20 protein-coding genes are annotated in these 19,518 nt (G+C 33.5%); 11 read left to right on the top strand and 9 right to left on the bottom strand.

The features are described 5' to 3' along the window. Nucleotides 1-10: 10 nt before the first annotated feature. Nucleotides 11-172 (bottom strand): DUF1328 domain-containing protein, encoded by a 162-nt coding sequence (locus PBT91_RS08730; protein ID WP_092540888.1) that lies wholly within the window; start codon nucleotides 170-172, stop codon nucleotides 11-13. Between the two features lie 126 nt (nucleotides 173-298). Next, nucleotides 299-2,296, bottom strand: a complete 1,998-nt coding sequence (locus PBT91_RS08725) for an alpha-ketoacid dehydrogenase subunit alpha/beta (protein WP_270061395.1) — start codon at nucleotides 2,294-2,296, stop codon at nucleotides 299-301. A gap of 187 nt (nucleotides 2,297-2,483) precedes the next feature. Here PBT91_RS08725 and PBT91_RS08720 point away from each other — a divergent pair, with 187 nt between their 5' ends. From PBT91_RS08720 to PBT91_RS08695, 6 genes are all read left to right on the top strand, one after another. Beyond that, nucleotides 2,484-3,434, top strand: a complete 951-nt coding sequence (locus PBT91_RS08720; protein WP_270061394.1) for an isopenicillin N synthase family dioxygenase — start codon at nucleotides 2,484-2,486, stop codon at nucleotides 3,432-3,434. Between the two features lie 7 nt (nucleotides 3,435-3,441). Beyond that, nucleotides 3,442-3,798, top strand: a complete 357-nt coding sequence (locus PBT91_RS08715; RefSeq protein WP_270061393.1) for a translation initiation factor — start codon at nucleotides 3,442-3,444, stop codon at nucleotides 3,796-3,798. A gap of 2 nt (nucleotides 3,799-3,800) precedes the next feature. Next, entirely contained in the window at nucleotides 3,801-4,733 is a 933-nt protein-coding gene (locus tag PBT91_RS08710) for a DUF1835 domain-containing protein (protein ID WP_270061392.1), read from the top strand. 1 nt (nucleotide 4,734) lies between these two features. Next, nucleotides 4,735-5,604 (top strand): nucleoside phosphorylase, encoded by an 870-nt coding sequence (locus tag PBT91_RS08705; protein ID WP_270061391.1) that lies wholly within the window; start codon nucleotides 4,735-4,737, stop codon nucleotides 5,602-5,604. 73 nt (nucleotides 5,605-5,677) lie between these two features. Next, on the top strand, nucleotides 5,678-7,726 hold the full coding sequence (gene ppk1 / locus PBT91_RS08700; RefSeq protein ID WP_270061390.1) for a polyphosphate kinase 1: 2,049 nt from the start codon (nucleotides 5,678-5,680) through the stop codon (nucleotides 7,724-7,726). Next, entirely contained in the window at nucleotides 7,723-8,574 is an 852-nt protein-coding gene (locus PBT91_RS08695; protein WP_270061389.1) for a substrate-binding domain-containing protein, read from the top strand. Before ppk1 ends, PBT91_RS08695 begins: the two co-directional genes overlap by 4 nt. 78 nt (nucleotides 8,575-8,652) lie before the next feature. On the opposite strand, the gene PBT91_RS08690 is transcribed toward PBT91_RS08695, so the two are convergent. The 4 genes from PBT91_RS08690 to PBT91_RS08675 all read right to left on the bottom strand — a co-directional run bounded on the left by PBT91_RS08690 (nucleotide 8,653) and on the right by PBT91_RS08675 (nucleotide 11,389). Next, entirely contained in the window at nucleotides 8,653-8,853 is a 201-nt protein-coding gene (locus PBT91_RS08690) for a DUF4177 domain-containing protein (protein WP_270061388.1), read from the bottom strand. A 37-nt stretch (nucleotides 8,854-8,890) separates the two neighbouring features. Continuing rightward, entirely contained in the window at nucleotides 8,891-9,235 is a 345-nt protein-coding gene (locus PBT91_RS08685) for a hypothetical protein (protein ID WP_270061387.1), read from the bottom strand. A gap of 467 nt (nucleotides 9,236-9,702) precedes the next feature. Continuing rightward, nucleotides 9,703-10,497, bottom strand: a complete 795-nt coding sequence (locus PBT91_RS08680) for a DUF3667 domain-containing protein (protein WP_270061386.1) — start codon at nucleotides 10,495-10,497, stop codon at nucleotides 9,703-9,705. A 226-nt stretch (nucleotides 10,498-10,723) separates the two neighbouring features. After that, nucleotides 10,724-11,389 (bottom strand): uracil-DNA glycosylase, encoded by a 666-nt coding sequence (locus tag PBT91_RS08675; protein ID WP_270061385.1) that lies wholly within the window; start codon nucleotides 11,387-11,389, stop codon nucleotides 10,724-10,726. Between the two features lie 172 nt (nucleotides 11,390-11,561). On the opposite strand from PBT91_RS08675, the gene PBT91_RS08670 reads away from it, so the two are divergent. The 4 genes from PBT91_RS08670 (at nucleotide 11,562) to PBT91_RS08655 (ending at nucleotide 14,737) form a co-directional block, all read left to right on the top strand. After that, nucleotides 11,562-13,748, top strand: a complete 2,187-nt coding sequence (locus PBT91_RS08670) for an endonuclease MutS2 (protein WP_270061444.1) — start codon at nucleotides 11,562-11,564, stop codon at nucleotides 13,746-13,748. Next, complete coding sequence (locus tag PBT91_RS08665) at nucleotides 13,745-14,161, top strand: thiol-disulfide oxidoreductase DCC family protein (RefSeq protein WP_270061384.1); 417 nt, start codon at nucleotides 13,745-13,747, stop codon at nucleotides 14,159-14,161. The genes PBT91_RS08670 and PBT91_RS08665 overlap by 4 nt, the downstream gene beginning before the upstream one ends. Before the next feature lie 51 nt (nucleotides 14,162-14,212). Then, a complete protein-coding gene (locus PBT91_RS08660; protein WP_270061383.1) occupies nucleotides 14,213-14,383 on the top strand; it encodes a hypothetical protein in 171 nt (56 codons plus the stop codon). Between the two features lie 117 nt (nucleotides 14,384-14,500). Continuing rightward, nucleotides 14,501-14,737, top strand: coding sequence for a hypothetical protein (locus PBT91_RS08655; RefSeq protein ID WP_270061382.1), 237 nt, complete (start codon nucleotides 14,501-14,503; stop codon nucleotides 14,735-14,737). A gap of 123 nt (nucleotides 14,738-14,860) precedes the next feature. On the opposite strand, the gene PBT91_RS08650 is transcribed toward PBT91_RS08655, so the two are convergent. Together PBT91_RS08650 and aroC are read right to left on the bottom strand one after the other, a co-directional pair. Further along, a complete protein-coding gene (locus PBT91_RS08650) occupies nucleotides 14,861-16,174 on the bottom strand; it encodes a dicarboxylate/amino acid:cation symporter (RefSeq protein ID WP_270061381.1) in 1,314 nt (437 codons plus the stop codon). Nucleotides 16,175-16,198: 24 nt separating this feature from the next. Beyond that, entirely contained in the window at nucleotides 16,199-17,263 is a 1,065-nt protein-coding gene (gene aroC, locus PBT91_RS08645; protein ID WP_270061380.1) for a chorismate synthase, read from the bottom strand. 169 nt (nucleotides 17,264-17,432) lie between these two features. On the opposite strand from aroC, the gene PBT91_RS08640 reads away from it, so the two are divergent. Beyond that, nucleotides 17,433-18,248 carry a UDP-2,3-diacylglucosamine diphosphatase gene (locus PBT91_RS08640; RefSeq protein WP_270061379.1) on the top strand — a complete coding sequence of 272 codons (816 nt, stop codon included), beginning with the start codon at nucleotides 17,433-17,435 and terminating at the stop codon, nucleotides 18,246-18,248. Nucleotides 18,249-18,252: 4 nt separating this feature from the next. On the opposite strand, the gene PBT91_RS08635 is transcribed toward PBT91_RS08640, so the two are convergent. Beyond that, entirely contained in the window at nucleotides 18,253-19,464 is a 1,212-nt protein-coding gene (locus PBT91_RS08635; protein ID WP_270061378.1) for a proline dehydrogenase family protein, read from the bottom strand. Nucleotides 19,465-19,518: the final 54 nt, after the last annotated feature.

The following is a 19,518-nucleotide window of genomic DNA, read 5'->3' as shown; positions in this document are numbered from 1 at the left end:
AGTAATTTTATTATCTTCTAAAAAGCCTGCTTATTAGAGATATTACAAGTAGCACAACAAAGATGTAAAATATAATTTTAGCAATATCAGTTGCTCCTTCAGCGATTCCACCAAATCCAAAGATTGCCGCAACAATCGCAATAATTAAGAAAATAACAATTAAACGTATCATATTAGTTTTTTTTGATTAGCTAAGTCTAAATTAGTTCAGGTATGCAGCGCTAGCAAAAGATTATTAATACTTTAACAGAGGTATTGTTAACAAATCTTAATTAAATAAGAATTAAAATTTTATTTACTAATATTCTATTAATTCTATTAGTTTTTGTCTGAAACGTTGATAGGGTAAATAGTTTTTCTCTAAAATGGAAGCAAAAGGTATTGGAGTTTCTAAACTTCCCACTCTCAAAACCGGAGCATCTAAAAATTCGAAACAATATTCAGAAATTTGAGCGCTAATTTCTGATGCTATACTCCCAAACAAAGAATCCTCGGTTAGAATAATTACTTTTCCGGTCTTTTTTGCTGAAGCGAAAATAGTTTGAGTATCCAAAGGTTGAAGTGTTCTCAAATCAATAACATCAATATTATCGATATGTTCTTCATCGATAATCTTTAATGCCTCCTGTAAAGCTGCACCATAACTAATAAGACTAAGTTTTTCTCCATTTCTTAATAGACAAGCTTTTCCGATCTCAGTTTCATAATAGCTTAAAGGCACTTCTTGTCTTTGTGTTCTATACAAAGCTTTATGCTCAAAATATAAAACAGGATTTGGATCGTTTATTGCGGCTATCAATAATCCTTTAGCATCTTCGGCATTTGATGGATAAACTATTTTTAACCCAGGGACTTTAGTAAACCATGCTTCGTTAGATTGACTATGAAAAGGACCTGCGCCTACCCCCGCTCCACAAGGCATACGTATCACCACATCGCCATTTTGCCCCCATCGATAATGAGACTTAGCCAGATAGTTAACTATAGGATTAAAACCAGAACTTACAAAATCTGCAAATTGCATCTCTACAACCGCTTTCATTCCCTTTATGGATAAACCGGCTGCAACTTCTATAATTCCGCTCTCACAGATAGGTGTATTTCGTACGCGATCTTTGCCGAATTCTTCAACAAAGCCTTTGGTAATTTTAAATACCCCTCCATATTCTGCAATATCTTGTCCCATTAAAATTAGATTAAGATGTTTTTGCATCGATAATCGCAAGGCATCACTTATTGCATCTATAAATCGAATTTCCTTTTTCTCTCCTGAAATTTTATAATATTGATTTTCAGTATATTTAAAAATATCATTTAACTCAATACTTTTATTAAAATCCGGTAAATGGTCTTCTGAAGTAATTGATAAATGCTCTTCAATTTCTTGTTTTATCTCCCATTTAATATGCTCCGCCCAGTCCCAATTTAAAACACCAAGATCCAAAAGATGCTTCTCATATCTTACAATAGGGTCTCTTTCTCGCCAATTCGATAAATCTTGGTCAGGGACATAAGCAGTTCCGCTAGCTTCTTCGTGACCACGCATTCTAAATGTTTTAAACTCGATTAAAACAGGACGCGCATTTTCGCGAATATCCCTAGCAATTTTAAACAACTTTGTATGAATCTCCAATATATTATTGCCATCTACTATATGTGCTTCCATACCGTATCCTTTTGCTCTATCAGCAAGATGTTCACATCTATATTGCTCGCTTGTAGGTGTGGATAATCCATAACCATTATTTTCAATACAGAATAATACCGGCAAATCCCAAACCGAAGCAATGTTGAGCGCCTCATGAAAATCTCCTTCACTTGTTCCGCCTTCTCCCGTAAAAACGGCTGTCAATTTTTTTTCATTCTGAAGTTTATGCGCAAGTGCAATTCCGTTTGCAACTCCTAATTGCGGCCCCAAATGGGAAATCATACCAATAATCTTATATTCCTGTGTGCCAAAATGAAAACTTCTATCCCTACCTTTTGTAAAACCTTTTAGTTTACCCTGCCACTGAGAAAACAATCTATGTAAAGGAATATTCCTACTTGTAAAAACACCCAAATTGCGATGCATGGGAAGAATATATTCATCTTCATTAAGAATTGAAGTTACACCAACTGCAATAGCTTCCTGCCCAATACCACTAAACCATTTACTAATCTTCCCCTGTCGTAAAAGAATTAACATCTTTTCTTCCACTAAACGAGGCTTCAGTAATTTTTTATAAAGATCTATTAGAAAATCTTGGTGGTATCCTTCAGAATCAAAAATCATATCTGTAGCGCTATACGACATATAAAAAAGGTATATTCAAATGTAGCAAATTAGTAAACGACCATGCGCTCTACTTTAAAATAAATCGTAATTATTCATTTTAATTACTTAATTTTAAAAGCATAAACAGATATTTTATTCCTGTTAGATTTATCCTTTTTTCATTAAGTTTGTAAGCCTTACCAAAAAATAAGAGAAATAAATGGCAATGACGAATATACCAAGTGTTGATCTTGCAGACTTTATATCTGGGGATGCCGAACGAAAACAAAAGTTTGTTGATGAAATAGGAAAAGCCTATGAAGAAATTGGATTTGTAGCACTTAAAAATCATTTGTTAAGCGACGACCTTGTATCTGAACTATATAAAGAAGTAAAGTCATTTTTCGATCTTCCATTAGAAACGAAAAAAAAATACGAAATTAAAGGCTTAGCAGGACAGCGCGGATATATTTCCTTTGGCAAAGAACACGCGAAAGGAAAAAAAGAAGGTGATTTAAAAGAATTTTGGCATTTTGGGCAGGAGCCGGCTGAAGATGCAAATTTAATAGAGAAATATCCTGAAAACGTGCATGTAGACGAATTACTCGACTTTAATCACACGGGTATGGAGGCTTACCGAATGTTAGAAAAAACCGGAATTCACGTTTTACGCGCTTTAGCACTATACATTGGTTTAGAAGAAACTTACTTTGATCATTGGGCAAGTAATGGTAATTCAATTTTAAGACCTATCCATTATCCTCCAATTACTAAAGAACCAGAAGGTGCTGTTCGTGCAGGAGCCCATGGTGATATAAACTTAATTACCTTATTAATGGGAGCTTCTACCGGCGGATTGCAGGTGTTACGTAAAGATGGCGAGTGGATTGATGCCATACCAGCAGAAGACGAATTGGTGATTAATGTTGGGGATATGTTAGAGCGCCACACTAATAACAAATTACGTTCTACCATACACCGGGTTATTAATCCACCTAAAGAAAAATGGAGCGAACCTCGTTATTCTATTCCATTTTTTATGCATCCAAGAAGCGAGATGCCTTTAAATTGTTTAGAAGAATGTATAGATGAAGAAAATCCAAAACATTACGAGGATATCACAGCTGGAGAATTTTTGCATCAGCGACTTGTTGAAATTGGATTATTGAAAAAGTAAAAGATTTATGGCCAAAAAGAAACTAGGACTAGAGGATTTAGGCGGATTTGTTTTTTCTACTAATGATGAATTTGATGATAGTCAATACGTAGATAGTGAAGAACAAGAAAACCTGGAACCAAAAGATCAGCGTCTGGAAGCTCATTTTAGCAATAAAGGTCGCGGTGGGAAAACCGTTACCATTATTAAAGGTTTTGTAGGACCCGAAGAAGATCTTGTCACCCTTGGTAAGTTTTTAAAGAAAAAGTGTGGCGTAGGAGGATCTACAAAAGATGGCGAAATTATTATACAGGGTGATGATCGCGATAAAATAATGCAAATCCTGAAAAAAGAAGGATATAACGTAAAGCGCGTAGGCGGATAAATTTGGAAAAAAAACCTTTACATATTATTAATGGAGATAGCCTTGCAGAAAGTGTTGCAGCGCTAGATCTACCCGGTCAACAGATCATTTGGCGTGAGATGCTATGTGAAGGCCCAACAACACAGGAAGTTGGATCTGATGATTTTATTGAAATAAGATCTAATTTTCTGCAGGATTACTACAATATTTCAGCGCAGGATTATCAAGAAAAATTTATTTCAGAACTAAAAAAATTGGCAGAACTAGAAGATTATGATCATATTATTTTATGGTTTGAATTTGATCTCTTTTGTCACGTTAATGTTTTGGCAACTATTAGTTTTTTAACCGACAAGAAGAACAACACACCATTTTATCTGGTTTGTAGTAAAAAACTTAAAGGAGATAAAAAACTTACTGCGCTATCTCAACTTTCAGAAAAACAACTTTTAAAACATTATCAGAAAAAAATTTTATTGATTGAAAATGATCTTGAAGTTGCCAATCTTATGTGGGAATTATATTGTGGAAAAAATCCTAATTTATTAAAGCGACAGATTACAACAATTACAAATTTTGAATATCTATCCAGTTGCATTCGGGCGCATGTTGAACGCTTTCCAAATACCGTTACCGGTATTAATTCTTTAGAAAAAAATATCCTTCAACTCATTGAAAAGTACGAAATACATAATTTCACCCAACTCTTGGGATATGCTTTAGAGTATCAAGGCTATTATGGATATAGCGACCTACAAATGAAGAGAATATTAGATAAACTATCTATTTTTTACGCTACTGAAGGCGATAAAATTAAACTTACCGAAAAAGGTCATTTGGTACTAGATGGAAAAAAGAACTTTTATAGAGAATTAAAGAATGACGACATATTTGGAGGTTCCAAAATGTATGATTTTCTTTACGATCCTGAAGTTCACCAATTATTAAAACTATAGCATGAGCTTAAAAGCTTCTGAATTTATATTGAATGAAGATGGCAGCATCTATCATTTAAATTTGCAACCAGAACATTTGGCAGATACAGTAATCACGGTAGGAGATCCCGACCGCGTAGACCAAGTAACCAAACATTTTGACGATATTGAATTTAGCGTCAAAAAACGTGAATTTCATACCCAAACAGGAACCTATCGAGGAAAGCGAATCACAGTAATTTCTACCGGAATTGGTACCGATAATATTGATATCGTTTTTAACGAACTTGATGCTTTAGTAAATATTGATTTCGAAAAAAAGCAAGTTAAAAAAGAATTGAAATCTCTGGATATCGTTAGAATAGGAACTACCGGAAGTATTCAGGCTGAAATACCGATAGATTCATTTTTACTAAGCGAGAAAGCCGTTGGTTTCGATGGTTTGCTTCATTTTTATCAAGCCGATCAATTCTTAGATCAAGACTTTTCTGAAGACTTTGTAAAACATATGGATTGGAATGCAAAAAAAGCGACTCCGTATGTAGTCGAAAATAGTAAAACACTTCAGGAAAAATTAGATTCAGAAACAATCTATAAGGGCGTAACCGCTACAAATATTGGTTTTTACGGCCCACAGGGACGCTCGTTGCGTCTTGCTTTACAAGACGAAAAAATGAACGATAAACTGGCTAGATTTAAATTTCAGGATCAGAAAATAACGAATCTTGAAATGGAAACTTCTGGCATCTATGGCATGTCGAAACTTTTAGGGCATAATGCCGTTTCTATGAATGTAATTTTAGCGAATAGAGCTACTGGAGAATTTACTAAGAGTCCAAAAGAAACAATGGAAAAACTTATTATATATTGTTTAGATAAGCTTGCTAATTGACCTTATTTAACAGAAAATTAGAAGCTGAACATAGCTCAACTTTGTATTTTTGGTCAAACAAGTGAACCAAAAAATGCAACAACCAACCGAAGATCGATTTAGACATCGGGATCTTAACTGGCTATTTTTTAATGAAAGAGTTTTACAGGAAGCCGAAGATAAAATAAATCCGCTTTTTGAAAGAATACGTTTTCTAGCCATATTTTCTTCAAATCTGGATGAATATTTTAGAGTGCGGGTTTCTCAACTTCGGCAAATGAAGCGGGTTGAGAAAAGTATTCGTAAAAAGCTTGATTTAAAGCCTAATCGTCTCACTAAACAAATTTTAAAAATTGTAAAAGAGCAGCAGGAACGTTTTGGTGATATTTACACCAAACAAATTTTGCCAGAGCTTTCTGCTAATGATATTCACCTTATTGATTCAGATCATTTTGATAATAAGCAACAACAGTTTGCAAACCACTATTTTGAGCATAGTGTAAAAAATCATCTTGAAATGAAAAAGATCAAGTTATCGACTGATAATGATCTCTTTCTTGACAATGCGATGATCTACTTTTTAATTAGTTTTAAGAATGAAGATCATCTTGGGATAGTAAATATTCCGGTAGCTCAATGCGGGCGATTTGTATATTTTGAGCATGGTAAAAACATGCTTACTTATTTAGATGAAATTATTAGAAGTGAATTACCCTGTTTATTTCCTGAAGATGAAATTACAGGAATTTACGAAATAAAATTAAGTAGGGATGCAGAGCTTTATATTGAAGATCAATATGAAGGTGTTTTAGCTGAAAAGATTTATGAAAGCTTAGATCAACGCGCAGATGGGCAGCCAACAAGGTTACTTTACGATGCTAAAATGCCGAAAGATCTGCAAAAAAAGGTTAGAAATTTGCTGAAGTTGGGCAAAATAGACATGATGCCCGGCGGAAAATATCATAATTTTAAAGACTTTTTATCACTAAAAGATCCTACCGAAAATCCTGAACTGCAATTTGGAAAGCAACCTCCTATTCCGCATAATATATTAGAGCATTCTGAAAATTACTTCGAAACAATTAAAGAAAAAGATCAATTAGTTCATTTTCCCTATATGTCTTTTCATTATGTTGAACGATTTTTAGATCAAGCGGTAAAAGATACTCAGGTTACCCACATAAAGATATCATTATATCGGGTTGCCGATAATTCACCTTTAACCAGTAGCTTATTAGAAGCATTAAAAAAAGGAAAAAATGTAACGGTTTTTGTAGAAGCAAAAGCACGATTTGATGAAGAAAATAACATTATTTGGGGAAGAAAATTAGAAGAAAAAGGCGCTAACGTTATCTATAGCTATCCTAAAATTAAAGTACATTCTAAAATAATGATGATTACCCGCCAAGAAGATGAAGAGGTAATTAATTACTCTTATATAGGTACGGGAAATTTTAATAGCGAAACGTCAAAGATTTATTGCGATCATGCCTTATTTACAGCTAAGAAAGATTTAACAAAAGAAATGTCTCGTCTATTTATGGTGCTTGAGGGAGAACTTATTGTACCTAGAGAAAAACATTTATTGATCTCTCCATTTTCTACACGCCAAAAATTCACCACATTAATTTATAATGAAATAGAAAATGCCCGCATGGGCAAAAAAGCAAAAATTACTGCTAAAATGAATAGTTTGGAAGATTACGAAATTATTGATCTTCTTTACAAAGCTAGTAAAGCCGGTGTCGAAATTCGACTTTTAGTAAGAGGTTTTACATGTTTAATCCCAGGAGTTGAAGGTTTAAGCGAAAATATTTATATTACAAGTATTGTAGATCGTTACTTAGAACACGGCAGAATTTATCTCTTCGAAAATGGCGGAGAAGAATTAATGTTTTTCGGAAGTGCAGATTGGATGAATAGAAACCTTGATCGTAGAATTGAAGTAGTTACTCCAATTTACGACAAAGATATTTTTGCTGAATTAAAAGATATTCTTACAATTCAGCTTAGCGATAACGTGAAAGCTAGAATTCAGGATGCCGGGGAAAACAATCGGTATGTTAAAACTGAAGAAGGAGAAAAATATAATCGGTCTCAATATTCAATTTATGAATACCTCAAACAAAAACATACATTATGAAAACGCTAAAAGTAGGTGGAGTCCCCGAACATTTTAATCTTCCGTGGCATTTATGCATAGAAAATGAAGAATTTAAAAAAGAGGATATAAATATCGTTTGGAAAGATTTTCCCGATGGTACCGGAGCAATGACCAAGGCGCTGCGTAATGGGGAAATTGATGTTGCTGTTTTACTTACTGAAGGTGCTGTAAAAGATATAATTTCTGGTAATGAAGCTAAAATTGTGCAATCATACATTGCTTCACCTTTAGTTTGGGGCATTCATGTTGATGCCAATTCAGAATATAATACTATAAAAGACCTTGAAGGAAAAAAAGCAGCCATAAGTCGTGTGGGATCTGGTTCTCAATTAATGGCTTACGTGAATGCAAAAAATCAAGGTTGGGATATTTCAAATCTTGATTTTGAAATTGTTGGCGATATTAATGGTGCAATCGAGGCATTAAAAGAAGGTCGCGCAGATTATTTTTTGTGGGAACATTTTACTACTAAACCTTTGGTAGACAATAATACGTTTAGACGAGTAGCCGATTGCCCTACTCCATGGCCTTGTTTCGTTGTGGCCGTGAAAAACGAAATTTTAAGAATCGATTATACTGATGTTCGAAAAATGCTGAATATTTTAAACAAAAAATCTTCAGAAATTTTAAATATCGAAGAAATTGATAAGGTTTTTGCTGAACGCTACGGCCAAAAAATCGAGGATATCAGGAAGTGGATGAAAATTACTAACTGGAGTCAGCATCAAATTTCTGAAAAAGAATTAGAAGAAGTACAACAGCAACTACTTCAGCTTAATCTTATATCGAATACTATTGATAATTCTTGTATTTTATATAATTTATAAGCGCTAAGATTTTTAAAAAAGGCTAAAAAGGAAAAGAATCTAAATTCGATTTTTTTCCTTTTTTTTAATCTTATTATTTTACAATTCTTTTTCAAAATATAAATAAATATACATTGCTGCCCCAAAATTTGACGCATCTGTAGATGCAAGTCGATATCCATTCTTCGCATATTCATCTAACTTTTCCTGAATTTCAATTTTTGAACTTTTGACGATATGATTCACATCCAAAGTTAATTTGGAATAATAAATTAATGTTTCAACTTTATAATCTTTCATATTTTTAGGTTTTTAAGTTGGGCGTGGTTTAAACTAGCTAATTACTTAAATACTTTATGGTTCCGTTGATAGGAGAGATTTTAACTTCAGTATCAGCCTCTATTAGATAAAAGACGTAGGAACTATTTTTACCAATCAATTTGGCATCTAGTAATTCGCCATCAATAAAGTTTATCTGATTATTATATTCTACTTCTCCAGATGCTATTTTTTGCTTTAAACTTCGAGCTTTACCATATCCTGCACCTACAAAAATTCCGATAAAAAATATAATGGAAAATACGGTTAGTCCTTCAAATACTTTTTTTTCAATATTTGTTTCTGAAGGATCTATTTTTAAAAATGATGTAAACCATTTTTTATCTTTTAATTTTCTACTCATTTTTGGAACTGTAATTAAAAGTGAAATTACGAATGCTGATAATATCAATAATGAGATATTGGAAGACAATTTGGAAATAGGACTAATTAAGACGTCAAGAATGTCAGAGTATTCTAAAATATTTATTCCAAATTGACTATAGAAAAGAGTTTCATTGATAATTCCTAGAACTATCAAAAAAATATATCCTAGATATAATATATTCTGTGTTTTATCAAGATAATTATTCATTATAGTGGTTGCTTATGGTTTAGCCAATGAAATAGTTTTAATTTTATTCAGTGAAACATTAATGAAATTTTCAAGCCTACCTAACTTGTATTCTATCCATTCCATTTGCTCATAAGTATACTTATCTCAATTATGTTACATAAAATCAATATTAAAATATTCTGAATCTTCAATTAGGAACCAATTAGAAATCTTTAAAAAGCACTTAATTTCTCTTGTGAAAATCATATGTTCGCCTATTGTGTACCAAAATATTTTAACACTTCCGGTCCCTTAATCATTACCGCAATAATTCCTATAATAATACCGATTAATAGAAGGATCAAGAGACCAATTATTGTATAGATTACAGTTAGCAAAACTCTTCCAAAAATACTTTTAAACGGTTTTTTATCATAAAAGCCCCTAAAAAACCACAGCATAATAATTGGTAGAGCTAGCATTGATAAGCTAGGTATTTGTATTACCAGATCTTTACTATTCTTAAATATATATATTAAAGGATAAATAATTACTATATTCATTATCAGGTACAATGATAAAATATATGAATTCATCACTATGTGCTCACAGTAATTATGCCCCCATTTTCTAAAAGCTAATTTTGTAACAAGAGCATAGAAGGGAACTAGTAAAAGCATCATTACTGAATTGTACCGCGATGATATCGTTAAATAATCATTCATAAATCCTGAAAGCATCTCTTGTTCAAGATAGAGCGATTTCATTATCTCTAACAATCCTAGAATCTGGAAGGAAATAAATGCAGAAATCCCGCATAAAAGAAAGGCCAAGAGAATTGGTTTGTAATGATTTATTCTATTTCCGTCAATAAATTCTTTTGCTGTCCTTCCTGGGTTACGTATTATTCTTTTTATGGAATATAAAAATCCTTTATTAGTTTGTAAAATGCTGCTTTCTAATTCATTTAATACATATCTTCTATCGATTCTATTAAATTTTTTTTGACCGCAGTTTCCGCAATAATTTCCATCTACCAGCCATCCGCAATTTAGACAAGATTCAGCCATTCTATTCTATTTGGTGAGTGATAATATTAATCACAATCAATGAATTATATGAAACATAAGTCATTTTAAGGATATATAAATGACAGTGTCTCCAAATATAATCATTCTTCTGAAAAATTAATATTATAACCCTTCGGAATAAAAAAATATATCGACCAAATTAGACTAACTCCTAATAACAGGTTTTATAACTAAATTTGAATAAAAGTGATTCACGTGTACAAAACTACCACTCAATTGGTTTTTTACCTTTTGCGATCAGATATTCATTAGCTTTAGAGAAATGTTTATTACCAAACCAGTAACCGCGATTTGCACTTAAAGGAGAAGGATGCCCACTAGTTAAGATTAGATGTTTTGAAGCGTCAATTTTTTTAGCCTTTTTCTTGGCATAACCGCCCCAAAGCATAAAAACAACATTTTCTTTTTCTGCAGAAACAATTTCAATAACGCGATCGGTAAACTGTTCCCAACCTTTTCCTTGGTGTGATCCTGCCTGATGCGCCCTTACCGTAAGCGTAGCATTAAGTAATAAAACACCTTGATCTGCCCAACGCTCTAAGTTTCCACTTTGTGGAATTTCGCTACCGATATCAGTTTGTATTTCCTTAAAAATATTGATTAAAGATGGTGGCTGTGCTATTCCGTCATTTACAGAAAATGAGAGTCCGTTTGCCTGGCCTGGCCCATGATAAGGATCCTGTCCTAAAATTACAACTCTGGTATCTTCAAATTTCGAATGCTCGAAAGCTGCAAAAATATGTTTACCTTTTGGATACACATTAAAGTTTGAATATTCAGTTTTAACAAATTCTACAAGATTTTTAAAATAATCTTTCTCAAATTCGGTGTCTAAATGCGTTTTCCAGCCTTCGTTGATATTTACGTTCATTATAATTTTAAGTAAATTTGCAGTGTTCCAAAAGTAGGAAATTTTAAACAACTCTTGGAATTTGAAAACAGCTATAAAAAAAAGAAAAATAGAATTTATAATTTCAAGAAATTCGATTGTAAAAACCGATCGAATAAAAATTGAAAATTAAACCCTCAGTGAGGGAATGTTTATGATAAAAATTACAGAAAAAAGCCTTACAGATTTAGAGTTTCCTGTAGTACGAGAACAAATAAGTGATTTATGTGTTACCGATCCTGGAAAAGCTAAAGCCTTAGAGATTAAGCCTTATAAAACTTATAAAAAAACCTATTTTGGACTGCATCAAACAAACGAATATGTAAGCTCCAAATTGCAGGAAACACCTATTCCTAACCATGGTTTCGATCAAATAAATAATGAGCTAAAATTATTGAATATTGAAGAAACTATTTTGGAAGTTTCTGGCTTTCGAAAAATTGCAAGCTTATCGGAAACGGTAAATATGCATCTTCGGTATTTTAATAAATTTCAGGAAATTTATCCAAATTTATATCAAACGGTTTCAGAGGTTGAATATACAACCGTTTTAATCGATCAAATCAATAAAATTGTTGATCGATTTGGTGAAATTAAAGATGATGCCTCTCCCCTTTTACAAAGTCTTCGTCGCAACATCAATTCAGTAAAAGGCCAGATTAATGGTAGCTTTAGCAGTGCTTTAAGTACTTATTCGTCTTATGGCTATTTAGATGATATAAGAGAAAGTGTTGTTGAAAATGTACGAGTTTTAGCTGTAACGGCTATGCACCGCCGTAAGGTAAAAGGCGGGATAATGGGAAGTTCTAAAACTGGAAGTATTGTTTTTATTCAGCCAGAATCTACATTTCGGTATACGAGAGAACTTAATAATCTTCAATATGAAGAAAAAGAGGAAGTTAACCGAATCTTAAAAGAACTTACAGAATTTGTTCGACCATTTAGAGAGCTTTTAATTCAGTATCAAAAACTACTTACGAAAATTGATGTGATTGCGGCAAAAGCGAAATATGCTGAAAAAATTAATGGTCTTTTACCAACAATTACGGCAGATCAAGAAGTTCAGTTAAAAGAAGCTTATCACCCTTTACTGCTAATTAGCAACAATAAAAAAGGTGCAAAAACTTATCCGCAGGATATCGATTTAAGTAAAGATAATCGTATCGTAGTGATTTCTGGGCCCAATGCCGGTGGTAAAAGTATTACGCTAAAAACGGTTGGTTTATTGCAATTAATGCTGCAAAGCGGAATTTTAATTCCAGTTCATGAATTTAGTCGAGTTTCTTTTTTCAATAGAATTTTAACCGATATTGGCGATAATCAGTCTATTGAAAATCATTTAAGTACGTATTCGTATCGCTTAAAGAATATGAATTATTTTCTGCGGAAGTGTGACGATAAAACTTTATTTTTAATTGACGAATTTGGAACTGGTAGTGATCCTGAACTTGGTGGCGCCTTGGCTGAAACTTTTCTTGAAGTATTTTACGAAAAAGAAAGTTTTGGGATTCTTACAACGCATTATGCAAATCTAAAAAAATTAGCAAGCGAATTACCGAATATGAGCAATGCGAATATGTTGTTCGATTCGGCAAGTTTAGAGCCATTGTTTAAATTACGTGTTGGTGAAGCCGGGAGCTCTTTTACTTTTGAAGTTGCCCAGAAAAACGGAATTCCTTATAGTTTAATTAATCGTTCTAAGAAAAAAGTTGAGCGTGGTAAAATTCGTTTTGACAGAAGTATTGCAAAACTTCAGCAAGAACGTAGCAAACTTCAAAAAACAACCGATTCGTTAAAGCAAAAAGAGCAAAAAGCGGCAGTACAAAAGGATAAGCTGGAAGAAACCAATGCACGTATTCAGCAAAAATTAGAAGATTATCAGGAACTTTTTGATACCAACCAACGTATGATTTACTTGGGGCAGAAAGTTAATGACATCAGTGAAAAATTCTTCACCAATAATAACAAAAAAGAGCTTATTGGAGAATTTTTGAAGTTTGTTGCTATTGAAAATTCTAAACGTAAAAAACAAAACGCAAAACAGCGAAAAGCGGAAAAAGCCAGGGAACAGAAGATTAAAGCTGAAGCAGAAAAGAAAGTTGAAGTAATTCGACAAAAGAAAAAAGAAGAAAAAAAGAAAGAAGAGATCGAGGCTAAAAAAGAAGCGAATAAGCCAAAAGCTAAGGTAAAACTTGGAGATCGTGTTCGACTTGAAGACAGCCGTAGTGTTGGAACACTAGATAAGATCGAAAAAGGAAAAGCAACAGTTAATTACGGTATGTTTACCACCCAGGTGGCTATTGAAAAACTAGAGTTGGTGCAAGCCATGAAAAAATCATGATGAATATTCCAGAAAATAAGAAAATTGTTTTGTTTGACGGTGTTTGCAATCTTTGTAACGATGCCGTGATATTCATTATAAAGCATGACAAAAAAGACCAATTTCGCTTTGCTTCGTTGCAAGGAGAAATTGGTAAGCAACTGCTTGAAGAACGCGGTTTGGATCCTAATTATTTGGAGTCCATTATTCTTATTGAACCCGGAATTGCCTGGTATCAAAAATCTGATGCTGCACTGGAAATTACAAAGGAATTAAGCGGAATCTATCAAGGCTTAAAAATTTTTAAATTCTTGCCTACAGGTCTAAGAGACATTGTTTACAAAGGTATCGCCAATAATCGTTACAAATGGTTTGGTAAAAAAGAAAGCTGTATGATTCCCACACCCGAGCTTAAAGGTAAATTTTTGGATTAGGTTTTTTGTAGCTAAAGCAATTTTATATCTTACCGTTTTAAACTATTATTTATGGAGCTTCACTGGCATTGTGAACTTTGCCAACACCAAGATGTAAATCTAAGAAAAGGGAATGTTTGTGGATTAACAGGAAATAAGCCAAATTTTAAAAATACCTGCAGTACTATCGAATTTGGAGAAAAAAGGAAACAAAAAGTAATCGATACTAATGCAAAATTTTAGAAGATACTGAAAAACAAATGGTGGGTATATAGTTACTTTATTCTTTTCAATATTTTCGCTATTGCACTTTTCTTTCTGGATTACGTATTTCTTAATTATTTAAAACATTTCTTTTTAATGGCTTATACCGTGCCTATCATTATTTCGGCAATTGCTATAGTTCTCTTGGGAATGGGCTGGGGTGCTTTAAACAATTATCGAAATAACTTAAACATTGCTCAAACTAATAAATCTAAAGTTGATGCCGCACTTTCTAACTACAATATTAATTATGATCTTAAATTAGGTTTTCTAAAATCTTTTCACGGAGCACCGAAGGTTAAAAGTGATCTGAAATTTTATTATATGAAATAATAATTCAGTCTTCCATATTTCAAATCACTTTTCATACAAATTATGAATCAATTGGTAGAAAAACGCCGAATGATGATCTTTTTTTCGAAGCAATAAAAAGTGCAAATCAGAAATTTTTAAAAATTATTTATCTTCTTCTTTAGCATACTCATCATCCCATTCTTTCACATTTGGTGGGCCCATCATATCTACAGATTTTGCAACCATTACCGATACGGCAGCATCACCAGTTACATTGACGGTGGTTCTACACATATCTAATGGTCGATCTACTGCAAAGATCAACGCTAAACCTGCTTCAGGAATACCAGCTTGAGCTAGTACAATTACTAACATTACCATCCCTGCACCTGGCACCGCTGCAGATCCAATTGAAGCTAAAGTGGCAGTAGCAATGATACCTAACTGAGCACCAATACTTAGATCCATACCAAAAGCCTGCGCGATAAATACGGCAGCCACGGCTTGATATAAGCTCGTTCCGTCCATATTGATTGTTGCTCCAATTGGTAATACAAAACTAGTTACCTCTTTGTGCACCCCCATGTGCTCTTCTACTCTTTCCATCGTAACTGGTAAAGTAGCTGCACTAGAGCTGGTAGAAAATGCTAAAAGCTGCGCAGGAGCGATACCATTGATGAAAAAAGATGGTTTATTTTTAGTGAAAATCCATACTAGTAAAACATAAACACCAATCATTAAAGCCAATCCAATAACAACGGTTAACGCGTACATCGCTAATGCGGCAAAAAGATCTGTACTGGGTGATTCGACAACTAAAGCTGCTAATAATGAGAAAACACCGTATGGTGCAAAAAGCATGATTAAATCGATTAATTTTAGAATTACTTCATTAAAACCATCAAAGAAATCTTTTACAGGTTTAGCAGTTTTTTCATCAATTAAAATCAATCCAATTCCGAAGAAAATAGCAAAGAAAATAACCTGAAGCATATTGGCGTTATCACCGGCGGCTGCAAAAATATTACTAGGCACAAGATCTTCTAACGCCTGCAAAGGTCCAGCTTCTTTTTGTTTAGCGGCATTTGCCTGCACACCAACAGCATCACCTTCGTAGCTGGCTATAAGCTCTTGTCGGGTATCTTCGCCAATCGTTCCTCCCGGATTAATCAAATTAACCATCACCAGGCCGATTGTTACTGCTACAATGGTAGTAGCTATATAAATCCCGATAGTACGGAATCCCATTTTAGATAATTTCGAGATGTCTTTTAAATCGGAAATACCTTTTATTAATGAAGCTAGAATTAGCGGAACTGCGATTAATTTTAATGCATTTATAAAAATATTCCCGAATGGTTTTATCCAATCACTTATAAATTCAGCTCCCCAGCTAAAATTGGTCATGATTAAAGCAAAAACAACTCCGGCAAACATTCCTAATAAAATCTGCCAATGCAGTGCTAATTTCTTCATAGTGTGGTTTTCTGTATTGTTTTATTATAATTTAGAAGATTTATTCTGAAGTAAAAAATCGGCAATGGTAAGTGCTGCCATTGCTTCTACAATAGGAACTGCTCTAGGCACAACACAAGGATCATGACGACCTTTACCTTGCATTTCTACTAATTTACCTTCTTTATCAATGGTTTCCTGATTTTGCATTATCGTAGCCACAGGTTTAAAAGCAACATTAAAATAGATGTCCATTCCATTAGAAATTCCACCTTGTATCCCGCCACTTAAGTTTGATTTTGTAGAACCGTCTTCGTTAAAGAGATCGTTATGTTCACTTCCTTTCATCTTGGTTCCTTCAAATCCGCTACCGTATTCGAAACCTTTAACAGCATTGATAGAAAGCATAGCTTTTCCTAATTCGGCATGTAATTTATCAAAAACCGGTTCGCCCAAACCTTTAGGTACATGGCTAATCACGCAACGAACAGTACCGCCTACAGTATCACCTTCAGACCGAATTTGCTTAATATAAGCTTCCATTTCTTCAGCTTTAGCTTTATCTGGACAGCGAACAGGATTTGTTTCAATTAAAGAAAAATCGACTTCATAATGGGGTTTTTCTAATGATATTTTTCCCACAGAATCGACGTATGCAGTAATTTTGATATCCTGAAGCATTTGTTTTGCAATCGCTCCAGCTACTACTCTACTTGCCGTTTCTCTTGCAGAACTACGGCCACCACCGCGATAATCTCTTACGCCGTATTTCTCGTCATACGTATAATCTGCATGCGAAGGTCGATACGCATCTTTAATGTGAGAATAGTCTTTAGATTTTTGATTTGAATTATGAATTACAAAACCAATTGGCGTACCAGTGGTCTGTCCTTCAAAAATACCCGAATAGAATTCTACCGTATCTGGTTCTTTACGCTGCGTTACTATAGCAGACTGGCCAGGTTTTCTTCGGTTCAATTCTTCCTGAATTGCTTCAAAGTCTAATTGTAATCCTGCCGGGCATCCATCGATGACTCCACCAATTGCCGGCCCGTGTGATTCACCAAAGGTGGTGAGTTTAAATAGTTTTCCGAAGGAATTTCCTGCCATTAGTTCGATTTTGAACAAATGTAATTTTTTAGCCTATAATTTAAAAATGTTAACACGATTAATATTAAAGTAACAAGGATCAGATTTAATAATTTGGTAAAAGATGTTTAAAATACAAGAAATCTATAATTGTTTCAATTCCAGTTTCTTTACTATAAAGATTTTTGTATTGAGAAGAAAACGAGAAATTGAAGTGGTTGTAATCTCAGATGTTCATTTAGGAACATTTGGATGTCATGCAAAAGAATTGCTATTATACCTAGACAGTATAAATCCTAAAAAACTTATTTTAAATGGGGATATTATAGACATTTGGCAGTTTAGAAAAAGTTATTTCCCAAAATCGCATTTAGAGGTTATAAAAAAAATTATTGATTTAAGTACTGGTGGAACTGAAGTGATCTATATTACAGGTAATCATGACGAAATGCTAAGAAAATTTAGCGAAACGTTAATGGGTTCTTTTTCTATAGTAGATAAGCTTGTGCTTGAGTTGGATGGAAAAAAAGCATGGTTTTTTCATGGAGATGTTTTTGATGTTTCCATTCAAAATGCAAAATGGATTGCTAAACTTGGTGGTTGGGGCTATGACCTTTTAATTTTAATTAATCGATTTTTAAATTGGTGTTTAGTGGGAATGGGTAGAAAGAAATATTCACTCTCAAAAAAAATCAAAAATCGTGTAAAAGGAGCAATTAAATTTATTGACGATTTTGAAAAAACTGCCACAGATCTTGCGATAGAAAACGGATACAAATATGTAGTATGCGGTCATATTCACCAACCGCGAATTGTAAGAAAAACCAATAAAAAGGGAACTTGTCTCTATTTAAATTCAGGCGATTGGATTGAAAATCTAACCGCCCTGGAGTATAATGATAAACGTTGGGAACTTATTAGTTTTCCTGAAGTTAATTCCAAAAATAATAAAACTCCACAAATGCTCACTGCGATTACTGTGATAAAAAGCAGTAAATCCAGATAGATAATTAAAAATTTTCTTTTTCCTGACGATCGTGCCTTGTCTCGTGACCTTTTCTACGCTTACGTTCTTCTAATAGAAGAGAAAGTTCTCTACCCGTTTGTCCTTTTACTGAAGAATTTTCCTGTGCTCTTCGCATTAAATAAGGTACAACATCTCTTACAGGGCCAAAAGGCACAAGCTTCGCTGCATTGTAACCACGTTTAGCAAGATTATAACTTAGATGATCACTCATGCCAAAAAGTTGACTAAACCAGATTCTAGAATCATTTAAATCTATATTCTTATCTTCTATAATTTGCAAGGCTAAGTAATTACTTACCTCGTTATGAGTACCAATAAATACAGCTATATCTTCCAGATTACCCAGGCAATAAGACATCACACTATTAAAGTTTACATCGGTAGCTTCTTTACTTTCACAGATAGGTGATACATATCCTAATTTTTTAGCGCGCTCATTTTCTTTTTCCATATAAGCCCCTCTAACTATTTTAGCGCCAATTTTAAATCCTTCAGCTTTACCTTTTTCATGAAGATCTTTTAGATATTCTATCCTATCCCAGCGATAACATTGTAAGGTGTTGAAAATTAATGCTTCCTCCTTATTATACTTTCGCATCATCTCTTCCATTAGATCATCTGCCGCTGTTTGCATCCAGCTCTCCTCACCATCGGCATAAAGTCTAACCTTTAAATCGTGCGCGGTTTTGCAAAGTTTATCGACACGCCTTTTAATATTGTCCCACTCTTTTTTTTCATCATCATCCAAACTCACATTGGCAGTCAACTTTTCCCAGATTTCAAATCTTCCTACTCCGGTAGGTTTAAATACTGCAAAGGGAAGCTCTTTTTCTTCCTTCGCGAATTTTATTAAGCTTAATTTCTTCTCTAAAGCCGCATCAAATTCTTCTTCGGTTTCTTTGCCTTCTACAGAATAGTCTAATATACTGCAAAGATTCGCTTCGTACATGGTTTTGATGGTAGGCTTACAATCTTTCATTGTTTCACCGCCAGCAAATTGTTCAAAAATCGTTTTTTTTATAAGACCTTCTACAGGTAATTTTAATCGTAAAGACATTTTAGTAAGCGCTATACCAGACTTTACTAAAGATGGTTTCCCCATCATACTAAATAAAAATATTGCTCTATCTAGCTCATTATCCGATTTTAATTTAAAAGCAGTTTTAGTATTGTTAAATATCTTTTTTCTAATCATGGGATAGCGTTAATTTTCGCAAATATAATTATTGAATATTGATTTCGATTTAAT

It is taken from the genome of Zunongwangia sp. HGR-M22 (assembly GCF_027594425.1).
GTDB lineage: Bacteria > Bacteroidota > Bacteroidia > Flavobacteriales > Flavobacteriaceae > Zunongwangia.
Note: the sequence above shows the minus strand (reverse complement) of the source record. Positions and strands in the feature narration are given on the sequence as shown.

What these genes read in the sequence shown, in the direction of transcription:
- PBT91_RS08730 (WP_092540888.1), bottom strand. Translation starts at nt 172, where the DNA reads ATGATACGTTTAATTGTTATTTTCTTAATTATTGCGATTGTTGCGGCA.
- PBT91_RS08725 (WP_270061395.1), bottom strand. Translation starts at nt 2,296, where the DNA reads ATGTCGTATAGCGCTACAGATATGATTTTTGATTCTGAAGGATACCAC.
- PBT91_RS08720 (WP_270061394.1), top strand. Translation starts at nt 2,484, where the DNA reads ATGACGAATATACCAAGTGTTGATCTTGCAGACTTTATATCTGGGGAT.
- PBT91_RS08715 (WP_270061393.1), top strand. Translation starts at nt 3,442, where the DNA reads ATGGCCAAAAAGAAACTAGGACTAGAGGATTTAGGCGGATTTGTTTTT.
- PBT91_RS08705 (WP_270061391.1), top strand. Translation starts at nt 4,735, where the DNA reads ATGAGCTTAAAAGCTTCTGAATTTATATTGAATGAAGATGGCAGCATC.
- ppk1 (WP_270061390.1), top strand. Translation starts at nt 5,678, where the DNA reads ATGCAACAACCAACCGAAGATCGATTTAGACATCGGGATCTTAACTGG.
- PBT91_RS08695 (WP_270061389.1), top strand. Translation starts at nt 7,723, where the DNA reads ATGAAAACGCTAAAAGTAGGTGGAGTCCCCGAACATTTTAATCTTCCG.
- PBT91_RS08690 (WP_270061388.1), bottom strand. Translation starts at nt 8,853, where the DNA reads ATGAAAGATTATAAAGTTGAAACATTAATTTATTATTCCAAATTAACT.
- PBT91_RS08685 (WP_270061387.1), bottom strand. Translation starts at nt 9,235, where the DNA reads ATGAGTAGAAAATTAAAAGATAAAAAATGGTTTACATCATTTTTAAAA.
- PBT91_RS08680 (WP_270061386.1), bottom strand. Translation starts at nt 10,497, where the DNA reads ATGGCTGAATCTTGTCTAAATTGCGGATGGCTGGTAGATGGAAATTAT.
- PBT91_RS08675 (WP_270061385.1), bottom strand. Translation starts at nt 11,389, where the DNA reads ATGAACGTAAATATCAACGAAGGCTGGAAAACGCATTTAGACACCGAA.
- PBT91_RS08670 (WP_270061444.1), top strand. Translation starts at nt 11,562, where the DNA reads ATGATAAAAATTACAGAAAAAAGCCTTACAGATTTAGAGTTTCCTGTA.
- PBT91_RS08665 (WP_270061384.1), top strand. Translation starts at nt 13,745, where the DNA reads ATGATGAATATTCCAGAAAATAAGAAAATTGTTTTGTTTGACGGTGTT.
- PBT91_RS08660 (WP_270061383.1), top strand. Translation starts at nt 14,213, where the DNA reads ATGGAGCTTCACTGGCATTGTGAACTTTGCCAACACCAAGATGTAAAT.
- PBT91_RS08655 (WP_270061382.1), top strand. Translation starts at nt 14,501, where the DNA reads ATGGCTTATACCGTGCCTATCATTATTTCGGCAATTGCTATAGTTCTC.
- PBT91_RS08650 (WP_270061381.1), bottom strand. Translation starts at nt 16,174, where the DNA reads ATGAAGAAATTAGCACTGCATTGGCAGATTTTATTAGGAATGTTTGCC.
- aroC (WP_270061380.1), bottom strand. Translation starts at nt 17,263, where the DNA reads ATGGCAGGAAATTCCTTCGGAAAACTATTTAAACTCACCACCTTTGGT.
- PBT91_RS08635 (WP_270061378.1), bottom strand. Translation starts at nt 19,464, where the DNA reads ATGATTAGAAAAAAGATATTTAACAATACTAAAACTGCTTTTAAATTA.